General features: G+C 61.1%; 16 protein-coding genes and 1 pseudogene. 5 read left to right on the top strand and 12 right to left on the bottom strand.

Annotation, left to right across the window (positions count from 1 at the left end; translation table 11 throughout):
• Positions 1–526: 526 nt before the first annotated feature.
• Positions 527–958, bottom strand: coding sequence for a Ku protein (locus EN906_RS06635; RefSeq protein ID WP_236383371.1), 432 nt, complete (start codon positions 956–958; stop codon positions 527–529).
• A gap of 87 nt (positions 959–1,045) precedes the next feature.
• Positions 1,046–1,906 (bottom strand): ATP-dependent DNA ligase, encoded by an 861-nt coding sequence (locus EN906_RS06640; protein WP_127266525.1) that lies wholly within the window; start codon positions 1,904–1,906, stop codon positions 1,046–1,048.
• Positions 1,907–1,947: 41 nt separating this feature from the next.
• Between EN906_RS06640 and EN906_RS06645 the strand changes: the two genes are divergently transcribed.
• Positions 1,948–2,217, top strand: coding sequence for a hypothetical protein (locus tag EN906_RS06645; RefSeq protein WP_236383369.1), 270 nt, complete (start codon positions 1,948–1,950; stop codon positions 2,215–2,217).
• Here EN906_RS06645 and EN906_RS06650 read toward each other — a convergent pair.
• From EN906_RS06650 to EN906_RS06670, 6 genes are all read right to left on the bottom strand, one after another.
• Positions 2,142–2,366: a KTSC domain-containing protein gene (locus EN906_RS06650; RefSeq protein WP_164748849.1), complete on the bottom strand. Its 225-nt coding sequence runs from the start codon at positions 2,364–2,366 to the stop codon at positions 2,142–2,144. The two genes, EN906_RS06645 and EN906_RS06650, sit on opposite strands and share 76 nt — an antisense overlap.
• Before the next feature lie 693 nt (positions 2,367–3,059).
• Positions 3,060–3,248, bottom strand: coding sequence for a hypothetical protein (locus tag EN906_RS06655; RefSeq protein WP_236383367.1), 189 nt, complete (start codon positions 3,246–3,248; stop codon positions 3,060–3,062).
• Positions 3,248–3,388 (bottom strand): entericidin A/B family lipoprotein, encoded by a 141-nt coding sequence (locus EN906_RS06660; protein WP_127266527.1) that lies wholly within the window; start codon positions 3,386–3,388, stop codon positions 3,248–3,250. Before EN906_RS06660 ends, EN906_RS06655 begins: the two co-directional genes overlap by 1 nt.
• Before the next feature lie 306 nt (positions 3,389–3,694).
• Complete coding sequence (locus EN906_RS37715; RefSeq protein WP_189367358.1) at positions 3,695–3,790, bottom strand: putative RiPP precursor; 96 nt, start codon at positions 3,788–3,790, stop codon at positions 3,695–3,697.
• Between the two features lie 524 nt (positions 3,791–4,314).
• Positions 4,315–4,512, bottom strand: coding sequence for a hypothetical protein (locus EN906_RS06665; RefSeq protein ID WP_127266529.1), 198 nt, complete (start codon positions 4,510–4,512; stop codon positions 4,315–4,317).
• 42 nt (positions 4,513–4,554) lie between these two features.
• On the bottom strand, positions 4,555–5,376 hold the full coding sequence (locus EN906_RS06670; protein WP_236383366.1) for a hypothetical protein: 822 nt from the start codon (positions 5,374–5,376) through the stop codon (positions 4,555–4,557).
• A gap of 558 nt (positions 5,377–5,934) precedes the next feature.
• Between EN906_RS06670 and EN906_RS06675 the strand changes: the two genes are divergently transcribed.
• The 3 genes from EN906_RS06675 to EN906_RS06685 are packed head-to-tail and all read left to right on the top strand — an operon-like array spanning position 5,935 to position 11,397.
• On the top strand, positions 5,935–6,699 hold the full coding sequence (locus EN906_RS06675) for an ImuA family protein (protein ID WP_127266530.1): 765 nt from the start codon (positions 5,935–5,937) through the stop codon (positions 6,697–6,699).
• A complete protein-coding gene (locus EN906_RS06680; protein ID WP_127266531.1) occupies positions 6,611–8,134 on the top strand; it encodes a DNA polymerase Y family protein in 1,524 nt (507 codons plus the stop codon). Before EN906_RS06675 ends, EN906_RS06680 begins: the two co-directional genes overlap by 89 nt.
• A complete protein-coding gene (locus tag EN906_RS06685) occupies positions 8,131–11,397 on the top strand; it encodes an error-prone DNA polymerase (RefSeq protein WP_127266532.1) in 3,267 nt (1,088 codons plus the stop codon). Before EN906_RS06680 ends, EN906_RS06685 begins: the two co-directional genes overlap by 4 nt.
• An 85-nt stretch (positions 11,398–11,482) precedes the next feature.
• Here the strand turns inward: EN906_RS06685 and EN906_RS06690 are convergent.
• From EN906_RS06690 to EN906_RS06705, 4 genes and pseudogenes are all read right to left on the bottom strand, one after another.
• Positions 11,483–12,336: pseudogene (locus tag EN906_RS06690) on the bottom strand (alpha/beta hydrolase).
• Positions 12,337–12,490: 154 nt separating this feature from the next.
• Positions 12,491–13,201 carry a hypothetical protein gene (locus tag EN906_RS06695; protein ID WP_236383365.1) on the bottom strand — a complete coding sequence of 237 codons (711 nt, stop codon included), beginning with the start codon at positions 13,199–13,201 and terminating at the stop codon, positions 12,491–12,493.
• A gap of 5 nt (positions 13,202–13,206) precedes the next feature.
• The gene (locus tag EN906_RS06700; protein ID WP_127266533.1) at positions 13,207–13,800 is read right to left on the bottom strand and encodes an SOS response-associated peptidase family protein; all 594 of its coding nucleotides are present in this window, start codon (positions 13,798–13,800) and stop codon (positions 13,207–13,209) included.
• 82 nt (positions 13,801–13,882) lie between these two features.
• Positions 13,883–14,149, bottom strand: a complete 267-nt coding sequence (locus tag EN906_RS06705; RefSeq protein ID WP_127266534.1) for a hypothetical protein — start codon at positions 14,147–14,149, stop codon at positions 13,883–13,885.
• Between the two features lie 128 nt (positions 14,150–14,277).
• On the opposite strand from EN906_RS06705, the gene EN906_RS06710 reads away from it, so the two are divergent.
• A partial coding sequence (locus EN906_RS06710) for a zincin-like metallopeptidase domain-containing protein (protein WP_127375108.1) occupies positions 14,278–15,143 on the top strand: 866 nt, incomplete at its 3' end.

Raw genomic sequence — 15,143 nt, forward strand, 5'->3', positions numbered from 1 at the left:
CTAGATGCCTGCTGCTCGCACGAGCATTTTGACCCCAGGGCGATAAATTTGAACTGACCTGAGGAACATGCATCTGCAGTCGAAGTTCGGGATGTGCTTGGTGAGGACGACTCCCTCCTTGAAACGACCAAGCTCTGGTGCGAGGGCCCGCCTCTGGTTCCGAGACCCGGTGGCGGGCCTATGCAATGCCAGCAAGCGTTAAGTTTTTTCTGCAGGCCTGGAACCTGTTTCTGAAATCGAAGTTGGGTTTGCAGCTTGGCTCCCCGGGCCAGGTCTCAAAGCAAGGCCCGCCGCTGTTTGTGTCCTCAGTGGCGGGCCTACTTCGTTTCCGCTCAACGCTACATTGCGCTAGATTAAAGCAACGATCATCCACGCAATCTCACATGGCCTCGGTCCATGGCCAGGTCGGCACGATCATTTTTTGGGTGACGGTGACCACGCCGACCAGTTGGTCACAAGGAGTGACCAAACGACGAGACCTATAGCTACGGGCACAACGGCAATCCGGCAACAAAGCCCGATGTGTCTAGGCTGCCCGTAACCTCCGGGATTTGGCCATCGCGTCGCGCAGGACGCCAAAGGCCTCCAGCGAGGCGCCGTCAGCCGGGATCAAGTAGTATGGCTTTTCGAGATAGCGCGTGTCGATCTCGGCAACCGGAACAAAGGAATCGACATCGAGTGTGTGCTGCGACGTCAGTTTCAGTTTCTTGATCTCGTCCGGCTCGACGTGGATGAACTCGCCCTTGTCCGCCTCGTAGCCTTTGATCTGATCCGCGACTTCGACAACATCGCCAGTCCCTTCGTCGACATAGGCACTCTTGACGGGTAAACCGTCGCTGCGGTTCAAAATCTTGAAGTGGATTTTCGATGCCTCGCTTGTGGCACCCACTATCTTGACCCCGCACGACACGGAACCGACCCTCAGAAAGCCCTTCCACACCGCGCGGGGCGCAACCATGCCGTTTCTCCTAGACCTTGATCTCGGCACAACGTCAGTCAGGCACACGGTTCTGTTCCGCGTCATGGGCAGCACCTTGTCGCCAGCTTATTCCTCACGGTAGTCCAGCAGCTTGGCGTGGCGGAGCCTTTCCTCGCCCTTTAGGAACCGCACGCGACCGACCAGACCAGGCTTAAGCCATTCGGCCTTTTCTTTCTTTAGACCGATGGGCACTGGTCCGCCGACCTTCCCTTGCACGCGATCCCATAGTCGCTGACGCTTGTCGGCTTTAAAGGCAACGAAAGCGCCGCCAGCATAGCGACCCTTGTCGGCCATGAGCACCATCGCGGGCTTTCCGGCCTCGCGCTGCACGCCAATGATGTCCATTTCCTTTTCGGCATAGCACTTGATCTTGCGCCAGTTCATCGTCGGCCCGCTGCGGTAGACGCTGTCCTTGCGCTTTGAGATCATGCCCTCCAGCCCTGCCTTGTCGACCAGGTGATAAACCGCATCGCCAGTGCCGGGCATGGCTTTGCTGACCTGAATGCGCCCGACGGCTGGTATCAATGCCTGCAGGATCTCGCGGCGGTCTTCCACCGGCATGTTGCGCAGATCATGCCCGTTCAGGTGCAGGAGATCGAACGCCACCAAATACAGGTCCCGCGACGGCTCACGGCGGGTAACGGCTGATTGCAGGGCGTGGAAGTCGGACAGGCCGGCCTCGTTGACCGTGATTGTCTCGCCATCGATGATGAAACTTTCCGCCTCGATCGCCTCCGCCTCTCCGGCAAGTTCGATGTAGCGGCCGGTCCAGTCGTAACCATTCTTGGTGAACAGCCGGATCCCGTTTTCATCCTTGATAATTTGGGTGCGATACCCGTCGAATTTGATCTCGTGGAGCCATTCGTCGCCTTGCGGTGGCGTGTCGACCAGCTCGGGCTCCATGGGCTTGATGAACTTCAGAGGCATGCGCCGACTCGCATAGTGCGATTCAATTAGCGCGCGCTAAAATGGTTCCGGAACATTTTAGACGAATTGAATGTTTGACAGTTATGACGAAGCTATCCGACCTTGGACCGCCGATTCCCGGCAAGCAGCACGGCGGCGAGCCTGCCGACGAGCTCAACAATTTTATGACCTGTCCGGTGTGCGGCCAGCAGTTCGACATGCGCGACTTCCGCCAGGTCGCTTGGCACAATCTGCCTCAGCATGAGCCGCTGGAGCCGGAGCTTGCCACAGGCCGGAACGCGAAATGGTTGCGGATGCGATCGTTGAAATAGCGGCCCTTGGCAAAGGCAGTTTTAAAATCGGCGTAGGTATCAGGCGGCACGTCCAGAAAGTCGTACTGCCTGCCGCTCGCTACAAACCACACCGATAGAACCCTGGTGCCCGGATTGTATTCGAACCTGCGTATCGAGGTTGACGGCATGGTGCACCAGATGCTGCTAGCGAGCGGCCCGCGAGATGGCCCGCCCACTGAGGAAGCGGGAGCGGGCCGACCACGGCTGTACGTCCATGGCCATCATCGCCTCCACGGAAGGGGCGGTGACAGAATTTCAACTCCCATTGGATTGCGGCGTTCCACAGATAAACAAAAAGGCCCGCCACCTCTCGGCAGCGGGCAGTGTAGGTCGCTAGGATCACCCAGCGGTAACTAAAGTACACCCCGTCTCGCCAAAAGGGAAATGTTAGATATCTCTAATGTATGATTCGGACCCCGGGGGCTGACCGTAGCGTATCAAATCCGAGAATGTCTTGCGGGCCAGGTGATAGCGGAATACCGGGCTGGGGCCCCGACATCCTATTGCGCCGCCGCACAGGCAACGAAAAGGTCCCTGACGCTCCACCGATCCGGAAACTACTTTCTTAAGGTGACCGACGAGAGCAACGGCAGAGTGTTCGCCTACCAATACGCCGACTTGCTCTGCTGAGTGGGTCTGAGTAGCGGCTGCTGCTCACCTCCGGGTCAAAAACCCGCCGCCCCATTCATAGCAGCGGCGGGCCGTGCCTAGGGATAGTTGGACTAGACGGTGTGTTGATTCACCGCTGATGGATGGCTGAGGTGCAAAACCATGCAACCACAAACCCCGATACGCGACAGAAAGCCGTCGCAACGTCAACTTTACTCAAGCCGGAATTCAACCGCATGCTTGTCGGCCTCACTAATAAGGCCGCTGTCCATGGCGGCTTCGAACGCCTTGGTGAAATACTGATCATCGGAAGCCTCGTGATTCTGCTGCGCAAGATCGATCGGCAGAGCTCCGATCACGCGGCCCGTTGTCTTCTCGATGACCGTGACGGTCCTCTGCATCAGGGTTTATTGACCGTGTCGTCGACTGCGTTGGCCGTCGATTTGACGTCCCTGCCGACGCCTCGGACGGTGTTGGCGCAGGCCGCAAGGGCCAAGGCACAGGCAAGAATGACAACCGGTGTGATGCGTAGCAGTCTCATGGACGGGTTCTCCTATTTGTGGTTATCAAGTCCGCTTTGCCGTATCGCACCTGTAACCGCCATCACCTTGTTGTGGGCGGCCGCTTCATCTGCGGTGTCAAAGGGCGTTGCGATGGTCGTCCCATCCAGAGCCAGTAGCACAGCCAGGAACGGAAGGCCGATCAGCGGTGGTGCGTAGACGTACGCTGGGCGGGCATTCTTCATCGCCCATGTAGCACCCTTTGTCGGTCAGGACCTAATCCACGCCCTGAAGACCAAAAAGCCCGCCAGCCGGAGCCACCGGGCTTCCAGTGGTCAAAGACCTGCTCAGGTCGCAGAAAGACCCGACTCGATGACTTGCGCCGTGATTGAGGAAAGAATTCCCCGCTTGGTCAGGACTGGCTTTTCATAGGCTTTTTTCATAGCTGTTCCTCCCTTTTCACCCACCGAAACTGCTTTGGGGCAATTAACTTGTCAAGCTGATGCTAAAATGGCCGCCAGTGACGCACGCCACGCGTCGCGATCGTCGCAGAGAAGACGGAGAATGATCCGGTGCGAACCAGCGGGCGAAGAACTTCGGTCGCGTTGGACGGCAAACGGGCAATCCAGATCGACGGCTGTCCTGTCGAAATTGGTCGACCAAGACTTAGCCGGCCCCCCCAAATCCGGGGAACGATGCTAACGGGAGAGCGCTACATGGCCGGGCCCACCTACCGCCGGCATGCAGCGTGAGCAAGTCGTGATCGATCGCAGCGGCAGTCCGTCAACCCGGCGCCGCGAGTCGTGCGCGAGAGCACTGGCTTCCGAGCGTTTCCTCCAGCCGAGCCAGTCGGCGACTGACAACGGATTTGCGACGCCCAGCCGCCCCTCCGCACGATGCCTGGTCCCTGCGTGATCTCCCGAAGGTCCTGGCTTCGGCTTTTCTGATCTGGCACATCGTCGGACACTCAGCGCGTCTTGCCGGAGCGAAGATGCATCTCGATCTTGTTGATGGCCTTGGTGAGGATATCGACCGCCTGCAGATTGACTGCGAAGTCGAAGTTCCCTTGCGCCGTTTCGAATATCAGAACGCCGACCTTGGTCTCGTCGTCGCTCATCATGCCTGTTCCAATGCCGGTCGGCATATAGGGTGGTTTTTCTGACATGGTTCTCTCCTCGGGTGCGGTGTGGGCTGGTCAGGTTTTTAGCTATCCAGCGTGCGACCTGGAGTGGCCAAGCACGATCGATCGACGATGGCCGTGTAACCCGTTCACCGCTAATCGAAATGCATCGACTGGCCGCGCATCCGCCAGGGTCAGTGCGATTGCAGGATTTGCAGGTGGCTTCTCCATAAGCAGGGAGCCGTCGAAATCGCGCCATGCCGCCATCCGCAATTCTTCACCGTCTTCGCTGGCTGCAGGATCGAAAACGTGGGCATCGTAGGGGTCCTGGTCAATCTCGATCGTCCAGTCCTTGAGCGCCTTGCGAGCCATTTCTTCCACCTGGGCGAGGTTGCTGGTGAAGAAGGGGATACGGTCGCCATTTTCCGAAAGCGGCTCGACCTGATCCAGCGTCGGCCGCTCGGGCACCCAACCAAGAACGAAGGCAATATCGAAATCGATCTGGCGGTCCGGCCCGGTCGTGGTCTCCAACCGGGTGACAACATCGGGATAGAGCTGTTTGCGCGCCGGCCACGTGTCCGGGAGCGCCTCGGCCTGCAATCTCGTTCGGGGCACGTCGATCAACTCCATGATCTGATGGCCCGGAACTTTATCCTCCGGCCAGCCCGCACAACATGCAGTCGTCGCAGCCTCGTCGGCTTCCATCCAGACCGAAGCAGCCTGGTCCTCGTCCTCGGTTGGCTGGTCGTCTTCCGGAAAGCCTTTGATATCCCAGCCTTCCAACGCGAACAAACCTTCCGCGCCTTGCAAAGCCGTAATCCCGGCGCGCGCGAAGACTGCTTCGGCTGCCGTGACCCCGCGTGCCAGTTCCTCGGGCGTTGCACCTTCAATGTTCAAGCGAAGTTCCATGGTTCGCCTCCATTATCAAACTCCCACAGTGAACAAAATAAGAACAAAGGTGTCAATAGACTCCTGATGGCTTGGAAATAGGGTAGTTTTTTCAATAGGATAGCGTACATCAGGCAATCGGTTGAGGCTTCGTGCTCAATCCCAACGCAACTGCATTCATGGCCGCTGCTACACGGACCACTGCGGACGGGGACAGTCGGTCCCGCGTCCCGTCCTGCGGCCGGCGCTATGCTGACGCTCCTACGGCTGTCCTGTTAACCGCCCGCGGCGGGGGCGAATTTCCTCCGTCCCGCGCGCGACAATGTCCGCCATTGCGGGCGCGCGCGGGACTGCGGTTTATACGCCGTTTTTCCTTGTGCGCCGCCAACCGCCGGCGCGAACATCCCAACAGGACAGGTGGCCTCGACGCCTCGTCCTGCTGGCAAACGGTTCTTTCGGTGCCACCGGGCGGTCGCGACAAAATTTCTTCCGCGGCACCACCTCGCCATGCCATTGACTCTTTATTAGGAAGGGAACAAATGAGGAACATTCCGCCAGCATGTCGCGTTCAGGGGACAGATGAGTGCATCGACGCCAAACGCTGCTATTTCCGATCTGCGAGGTCGCATTGCGCGTCTCGAAGGCGGTAATGCGCGCAAAAGAGCGGTGCTCCCATTCGGAATCTCCTCGATCGACAGTCATCTGCCAGGCGGGGGTGTGGCGCTTGGCGCACTTCATGAAGTTGCCGGCGGCGGCAATGGAGCGATCGATGGCGCTGCAGCGTCGCTTTTTGCAGCCGGGATTGCAGCGAGGACGCAAGGCAAGGTGCTGTGGTGCGTGACGCGCCAGGATCTGTTTGCGCCGGCAATCGCACAGGTCGGACTGCATCCCGACCGGGTGATCTATGTTGAAGCCGGTGACGACAAATCCTTGCTCGCCTGCTTCGAGGAAGGTCTGCGGCATGTCGGTCTTGGAGCGGTGGTCGCGGAAGTGGCGCGCCTGTCCATGACTTCCTCGCGCCGGTTGCAACTGGCATCGGAAGGCTCCGGCGCGATGGGCATCGCCATCCGCCGCTGGCGCCGCCAGACCGAAGCCGCCGATTTCGGGCAGCCGACGGCGTCTGTCACCCGCTGGCGGGTTTCCGTGCTGCCGTCGCGACCGCTGCCTGTGCCCGGCGTTGGTCGGGCGCGATGGCAACTTGAACTGATCCGGTCTCGTGGAGGGGAAACACTCGATATCGAAGTGGAGGCTTGTGATGCCAAGGGTCGTCTCGCTATTCCTTCCAAGCTGGTCGACCGACCGGCTCAAAAGGAAATTGGGCGACGTCTCGCCGCCACCGGATAAGCCTTTGGTGCTGGTCGGGCGGCACGGTAATCGTCGCCTGGTGACTGCGGTGGATCGCGCGGCACTGGAAGCGGGCCTGCGCGTCGGAATGCCCGCGACCAAGGCACAGGCCCTCGTCCAGGGGCTGGCGGTCATGGATGCCGAACCTGAAGCAGACGCGCAGGCATTGGATCGGTTGGCCCTGTGGGCTTTGCGGCGGTACGCGCCGATTGTCGCAGCAGAACCTCCCGACGGATTGGTGATGGATACCACGGGCGCCGATCATCTTCATGGCGGTGAACGCTTGATGCTGGCCGATATGGTCGAACATCTCGGCAAGGTCGGCTTCTCGGCGCGCGCAGCCATAGCGGATAGCTGGGGTGCTGCTCATGCGGTGGCGCGATACGTGAAGCAGACCGTCAGCGTGGTCGCCGTCAACGCAACGCAGGATGCGATTCTTCCACTGCCCATCGCGGCACTGCGGTTGCCCGACGCAATCGTCAGGGGTTTGCGGGTTCTCGGCTTCGACAGGGTAGGCGAGCTTCTGCAGCAGCCGCGCGCGCCACTGACGTTGCGCTTCGGGCCGGAACTCGGCCGCCGGCTTGACCAGGCTGCTGGACGCCTCGCCGAGCCGATTGAGCCGGTGCGATCAGCGGATGTGGTCGAAGTCCAACGTGCCTTTGGCGAGCCCATCGGTGCGGCCGAGACAATCGCGCGCTATGTCGGCAAGCTTGTTCAAGCGCTGTGTGTCGATCTCGAGACCAAGGGCCTCGGGGCCCGGCGGCTCGACCTGCTGCTCTACCGCGTCGACAACCGCATCGAAGCCGTTCGCGTCGGCATGGCCTTGCCTGTCCGCGATGTGAAGCGGCTGACACGGTTGCTCTGCGACAAGATCGAGATGGTCGATCCGGGTTTCGGCATCGAGTTGATGCGCCTGTCCGCGCCCTTGGCGGAATCACTCGCCCCCAGGCAGACCGTTTCGTCGCTGATCGAGCAACGGGATGCAGACATCTCGGATTTGATCGACACACTCGGCAACCGTGTCGGTGAGGAAAAGCTCTATCGGTTTACCCCGGTTGCCAGCGATGTGCCCGAGCGTTCTTTCCGGCGTGTAGCCGCTGCATCCGCTGAGACCGGCGACGCATGGCCAGACCATTGGCCGCGTCCGGCTCGCTTGTTTGCCGTGCCGGAGCCGATCGAGGCCATTGCGCTGCTACCGGACCATCCTCCGGCGAGCTTCACCTGGAAAGGCATCCGTCGACGGATCAAGCGCGCCGATGGTCCCGAGCGGGTTTTCGGCGAATGGTGGAAGCGCGACGCCGAGCTAACTGCCGTGCGCGACTATTTCCAGGTCGAGGACGAAGCCGGCGAGCGGTTCTGGATTTATCGCGCAGGCGACGGCGAGGATACCGCGACCGGCTCGCATCGCTGGTTCCTGCACGGCATCTTCGGATGAACGCGTGCTATGTCGAGCTGCAATGCACCTCGCATTTTTCCTTTCTGCGGGGCGCGAGTTCCTGTGAGGAACTGTTCGCGCAAGCAGCCAGCATGGGAATGCCCGCCCTTGCCATCTGTGATCGCAACAGTCTGGCCGGCATTGTCCGCGCGCACGAGGCTGCAAAGGCAACCGGCGTCAGGCTGATCGTCGGCTGCCGGCTGGATCTGGTGGAAGAGATTTCCATCCTGGTCTACCCGACCGGTCGCGCGGCCTACTCGCGGCTGTGCCGCTTGCTGTCGCTGGGCAAGAAGCGTGGCGGCAAGGCGAAATGCGTGCTGCATTGGGCTGACGTTGTCGCCTATGGCGAGGGGCTCCTTGCAGTGCTCGTGCCCGACCAGGCCGACGACGAATGCGCGCTCTGGCTCAGGCGGTTGCGCGAGGCATTTGGCGATCGCGCCTATATGGCGCTGACGTTGCGGCGCCGTCCCAACGAGGCGCTGCGGCTGCACGATCTGGCCAATCTTGCCGGACAGGCGCACGTGCCAACGGTTGTCACCAATGATGTCCTGTTCCACGAACCGTCACGGCGCATCCTGCAGGACGTCGTCACCTGCATCCGGCACAATGTGATGATCGATGATGCCGGGTTTCGGCGCGAGCGGCACGCCGACCGATATCTGAAGCGGCCCGATGAAATGGCACGGCTGTTCAGCCGCTCCCCCGAAGCGCTCACGCGGACGATCGAGATCGCCGAGCGCTGCCGGTTCTCATTGGACGAGCTTGCCTATCAATATCCCGAGGAGCGGATGCTGCCGGGTCTGACACCGCAGCAAGCCTTGGAGAAACTCACCTGGGAGGGCGCGACGGAGCGCTTTCCCGAGGGCGTGCCGGACAAGGTCGTTGGCACGCTCAGGCACGAGTTGCAGCTCATCGAGAAGCTGCAATACGCGCCGTATTTTCTGACGGTCAACTCGATCGTTCGCTTTGCCCGCAGCCAGGGCATTCTCTGCCAGGGCAGGGGATCAGCAGCCAACAGCGCCGTCTGCTATGTGCTCGGCATCACCTCGATCGATCCCGACCGCAATGACCTGCTGTTCGAACGCTTCGTCTCGGAGGAGCGGCGTGAGCCGCCTGACATCGATGTCGATTTCGAGCATGAGCGTCGGGAAATCGTCATGCAATGGGTGTTCGAAACCTATGGCCGCGAACACGCCGCGCTCTGCTCGACGGTCATCCGCTATCGCTCGAAGGGCGCCTTGCGCGATGTCGGCAAGGCGCTTGGACTGCCCGAAGACCTCATCAAGATGCTGTCCTCGCAAGTGTGGGGCTGGTCGGACGAAGGCGTCCAGCCGAAACATGCCGAGGAGCTGAACCTCAACCTCGGCGACCGTCGCCTGCGTCTGGCGCTGGACTTGGCCAGGCAGCTGATCGGCGCGCCGCGGCATTTGTCGCAACATCCGGGCGGCTTCGTCCTGACCCGCGACAGGCTCGACGATCTGGTGCCGATCGAGCCAGCCGCGATGAAGGATCGTCAGGTTATCGAATGGGACAAGGACGACATCGACGCGTTGAAGTTCATGAAGGTGGACGTGCTGGCGCTCGGCATGCTGTCCTGCATGAAGCGCGGTTTCGATCTGCTGGCCGAGCACAAGGGCATCACTCTTGATCTCGCGACGATCCCTGCCGAGGATCCACGCACCTATGCGATGATCCGCAAGGCCGATACGCTCGGCACCTTCCAGATCGAATCCCGCGCCCAGATGTCGATGCTGCCGCGCATCAAGCCGCGTACTTTCTACGATCTCGTCATCGAAGTGGCGATTGTCCGGCCGGGTCCCATCCAGGGCGACATGGTGCACCCCTATCTGCGCCGCCGTGAAGGCAAGGAAGACGTCGTCTATCGCAAGCCAGAGCTGGAAAAGGTGCTCGGAAAAACACTGGGCGTGCCGCTGTTCCAGGAGCAGGCGATGCGGGTGGCGATTGAATGCGCCGGCTTCACGCCAGGCGAAGCGGACCAGTTGCGCCGCGCCATGGCGACCTTCAAACACACCGGTGGCGTTTCCAGCTTCGGCGCCAAGCTGATCGGCGGCATGGTGAAGAACGGCTACGAGCGCGAGTTCGCCGAAAAGACCTTCAAGCAGCTCGAAGGCTTCGGCAGCTATGGCTTTCCCGAAAGCCATGCCGCCAGCTTCGCCCTGATCGCCTACGCCTCGTCCTGGATGAAATGCCATCACCCCGATGTCTTCTGCGCCGCTCTTCTCAACGCTCAGCCGATGGGCTTCTACGCGCCGGCGCAGATCGTTCGCGATGCACGTGACCATGGCGTCGAAGCGCGCCCTGTCTGCATCAACGCCTCGCGTTGGGATTGCACGCTCGAGCCCACCGCCGATGACGGTCGGTTCGCTGTCCGGCTTGGTCTGCGCATGGTCCGGGGTCTTGCCAACGCCGATGCTGCGACCATTGTCATCGCACGCGCAGACCAGCCCTTTGCGTCGGTGGATGACCTCTGGCACCGCGCCGGTGTTCCTGCTGCCTCTCTGGTTGAACTCGCCCAGGCTGACGCTTTCCAACCATCCCTATTGCTGGCGAGGCGTGAGGCCCTGTGGGCGATCAAGGCACTGCGCGACGAACCGCTGCCACTGTTTGCGGCGGCCTCCGGCCGCGAGCAGCGGACGGTATCGGAGATCCAGGAGCCCCTTGTCGCGCTGCGTGCGATGACCGCCGGCGGCGAAGTGGTCGAGGACTATGGACATGTTGGACTGACCCTGCGCGACCATCCTGTTTCCTTCCTGCGCGCCGACCTGGGGCGCAAGCGCATCGTCTCGTGTCGCGAGGCCATGCAGGCGCGCGACGGGCACTGGCTGGAGGCGGCTGGCCTCGTGCTGGTCCGCCAACGACCTGGCTCGGCCAAGGGCGTCATGTTCATCACAATCGAGGATGAGACGGGCATTGCCAATCTGGTCGTGTGGGTCAAGGTCTTCGAAAAATATCGCAGGGTCGTGCTCGGCGCCGGCATGATTGGCGTTTATGGTCGCATCCAAAGGGAAGGCGAGGTGGTCCATCTTGTCGCTCATCGTTTGAGCGATCTTTCCGCCGATCTGGCCAGCGTTGGCGATCGTGAGTCTGCCTTTCCCCTGCCGCATGGCCGCGGCGACGAATTCCATCATGGCAGCCCGACGCCCGATCCGCGCGGCATGCCGAAGGGGCCGAGGCCGCGGAATATTATCGATCCCTATCTGCACATCGACCAGATCAAGGTGAAGACACGGGATTTCAAATAGGGCGGTGCAAGAACGGGTCTGCCGAACAATGGCTGGGTTCGTCGACACGCATGGGCGATCGCTCAATCGGTGCTTCTGTCATTTTTCAGAGAAAGGCCTTGAACGCTGCTGCGAGAGCGGCGGGATTTTCTTCGGCGACATGGTGCCCGCTCCTGATTCCGTAGCCCCCCACGTCGTCGGCCCAGTGCTTCCAGATGGCAACCGGATCGCCATAAATCTGCTCCAAATCGTCGTCGAGTGACCAAAGACAGAGCATCGGACAGCGCACCTCCTGCCGGCATCTCGATCTTCGCGGTCGTGGCGATGGTCGATCCTTATGCCAGCGCGGTAGTCTTCGACCATGCCATGGACGATGGCTGGATCGTGGATGAATGAAACCAATTCGTCATAGGCATCGTGTCCCATCTCATCTGGCCGCAAGTCACTATACCATGCCATCGGGTCTGCCAGGATGGCCCGTTCCGGCTTCTCGGGTTGAGCAAAGAAGAACCAGTGGTACCAATCGCGGGCAAAGTTCCAGTCGGCCCGTTCCAGATGCTCGATAACTGGCAACCCATCCACGGCAATCAGCTTTCGCACCAGGTCGGGATGGTCCATCGCCATTCTGAAAGCGACCAGACTTCCACGATCATGCCCGGCGACGAAGAAAGCGTGGTGGCCCAACCTTTCCATCACCTCCACCAGCGCCGAAGCCTTTGCCCGCTTGGACGAGAACCTGCTCTCGGGGTCATCGGCCGGTACGTAGGAGCGACCGAAGCCCGGAAGGTCGGGGCACACGATCCTGAAATCTGCTGACAGCAAGTCCGCGACCTGGCCCCACGTCATATGCGCGAGAGGATGGCCATGGATCAGAAGCAGAGGCGGCCCAGATCCGCCATGCCGAAGCCTTGTCGGCCCGCCCTCGGTTTCCATCATTTCAAGCACGAAGTTGTCGAACATTGGCCATCCTCAAAAACGGGCTGTTGTCGGCTTGAAGAACTCCTTCAGCATGGAATGGTTCGGGACCGGCCAATCGCGACTGCAGATCGTTTCGGCTCCCGGTTAGCTTTCGCTCAGGGTCCATTCTGGACGCGCGAGTGGCTACAAGGCGGATCTAACGGAGCAGGCCCTCGTCGTCGAACGCGTCCCAGCCCTTCAACTTGGGCCGGGGAGCGTCATCTCTGGGGTTATTCCCGGCGCCGCGAACCTTCTCGCTACCCTTTCCCGCCCGCGTCAGGGCAGCCTTGCCGGCGCCACGTCGCCTGTTCTCTGTAACTTGCTGCGCGTCTTCTTCGCGCCAAAGGCTTGGCAGATCACGATCAAGGATGTCCTCGATGTGCTTGGGATCGAACACGTGGAAGGTGACGGCCTTGGATCGACCGCGCATCTTCACGGTGCGGGTGCCAATGCTTTGCAGCCGTCCGTCTTTCAGCCACTTGTGACGCTCACGCGAAGAAATTGCGAGGATGTCCTCCGCCTCGCGCGGCAGGACCGGGAGTACTTCGATGGTTTCCAGGGTCTTGGCGATCTTGTTCGAGGCGGCCTCGAACTCTTCGGCATCGTCTTCGCGCATCCGCAATGTGATGCGACCCGTCTCGGCTTTGATGTACTTCCTCACCGCCCATGGCAGGCGGGCACGTATTTCACGCTCGATACCTTTCGTGCGCACCGACGAGCCAAGCGTGGCTGATGGCGGAAGTGGCCACTCGGCAATCAATGACAACGAGGTGCTGACGCTTTGGCCCGAGCCGCGATCTCGAGGGGCCGCAATTGCCGCAGCGATGCCGCTAAGAATCTTCCGTGTTTGCGCAAAACGCACCGGCATCTGAGCTAGTCGCTTCCTTGTCGCACGGTTTCTACCGCCAGCGACCCGGCCGGCAGGGCCTTCAACAGCTCCACCTCGGGTTTCGTGAGGTAGATCCATGCCGCCCAATCGTCCGGGCGCAGAACCACAATCTGGCGATTGTGGATGGGCGCCACGTCCGGGCCGGGTTCCGTCGTCAGCATAGCGAACGTCGGGGGCTTGTTGCCTTCGCCATCGCGCCACAGGCCGGCGATCGCCATGAACGAGGCGCCGTTGAGCGTGAAGCGATGCTTAGCCTTTGGAGACTTCTTTCCGGTGAATTCGAAGAAAGCCGACGCCGGAATAAGGCAGCGCTTGCTGTTGGAGAAGTTCCGTCCTTCCGAGCGGAAGTTGAAGATCGGCCCGCCTTTGGGCCCGGAGGGCGGAAAGGCAAAGGTCATGCGCGTGAGTTCGATCGTGTCGCCGGCGGCGCGCATGATCGGGGCGGGATCACTGATGCGGATGTCATCCGCCTGCGGCAAATCCAGTTCGGTTTGATGGGTGGGAATGTCGAGCGCCAGCAATTGCATCATCCTGCAATATTCGGCCCAGGCGATATGCTGCTCATAGTCGTTGCACATGGCTGCCCACGCTTTCAGTCAGTTGATGACTTATAACAAATAACGCGGCTTGGCTGCGGCGCCACCATCGCGAGATTTTCCGCTATGCCCGAAATCTCGCGATCTGCTTGAGCATCGCGCGGTTTGTCGGTGATGACATCGCCGTGGCTCGCTCAAGGTCAGGCTCATCAGACCATCTTCGGAAAGCCGCGCCCAGCGCCTGGCCGTCCTTGACAAAGAACCACTTGCCAACAAGCGGCATGCTGGGCCGGTCGACGCCAAAGCCAAGCACACGCGCTATAATGTGGGGCACCAATTTGCGACGGCCTTCACCCATACGGGCTTCCATGCCTGACGTGAGATCGGCCACGCCGATGCTACTTCCTGCCGCCGTTGGGTACCGAGACGGGTCGATGAGAGTGAGAGTGCAGACCGGGTTTGCCGTGACGGGTTGAAGGTCGGGAGAGAGGCTCCTGGCGCCCGTCGCGGAGAACCGCGATGCCCAGAAACACCGCTAGCGCCCGTTCCGGCAACGACCGGCCAGGCCTCTATACGGCAATCACCGACAAGATCATCGCCGAGTTGGAAGCCGGACGCATTCCATGGGTGCAGCCCTGGGGCACGGCGGCGGCAAAGGCGCCGCTCGCCATGCCGGAAAACGCGTCGACCCACCGTCGCTACTCCGGCATCAACATTCTGATCCTGTGGGGCGCGGTCATCGAGCACGGTTTTACCGGCCAGAGCTGGCTGACATTCCGCCAGGCGCTTGGGCTCGGCGGCAACGTCAGGAACGGAGAACATGGGACGACCATCTTCTACGCCGACCGCTTCGTGCCCGACGATGAGCGTAACCGAGCCCGCGAGAGCGGGCACGAAGCACAGCCGGTCCCATTCCTCAAACGCTTCACAGTCTTCAACGCCGATCAATGCGAGAACCTTCCGGAGGACGTCGCCGCCGTCGCACCACCGCCTCCGCCGGGCATGATCGAACCGCAAGCAGAGGCGCTGATCCGGGCCACCGGCGCGGATTTTCGGATCGGAGGCAGCCGCGCCTTCTACAGCCCTGCGAGCGACTTCGTGCAGGTCCCGCCGCCAGCCGCCTATTTCGAACCCATCAACTGGCACCGTACCGCGTTCCATGAACTGGGGCATTGGTCGGGTCATTCCTCCCGCCTCGGGCGTGATATGGCCGGTTCCTTCGGCTCGAAATCCTACGCGCGGGAGGAACTGGTGGCTGAGATGGCCGGGGCCTTTGTCTGCGCTTCTCTCGCCATCGTGCCGACGGTGCGCCATGCCGACTACATCGGCTCGTGGCTGGCGGTCCTGCGCGAGGACAATCGCGCCATTGTCCGTGCCGCCAGCGC

Source organism: Mesorhizobium sp. M7A.F.Ca.CA.004.06.1.1 (assembly GCF_003999135.1).
Classification (GTDB): domain Bacteria; phylum Pseudomonadota; class Alphaproteobacteria; order Rhizobiales; family Rhizobiaceae; genus Mesorhizobium.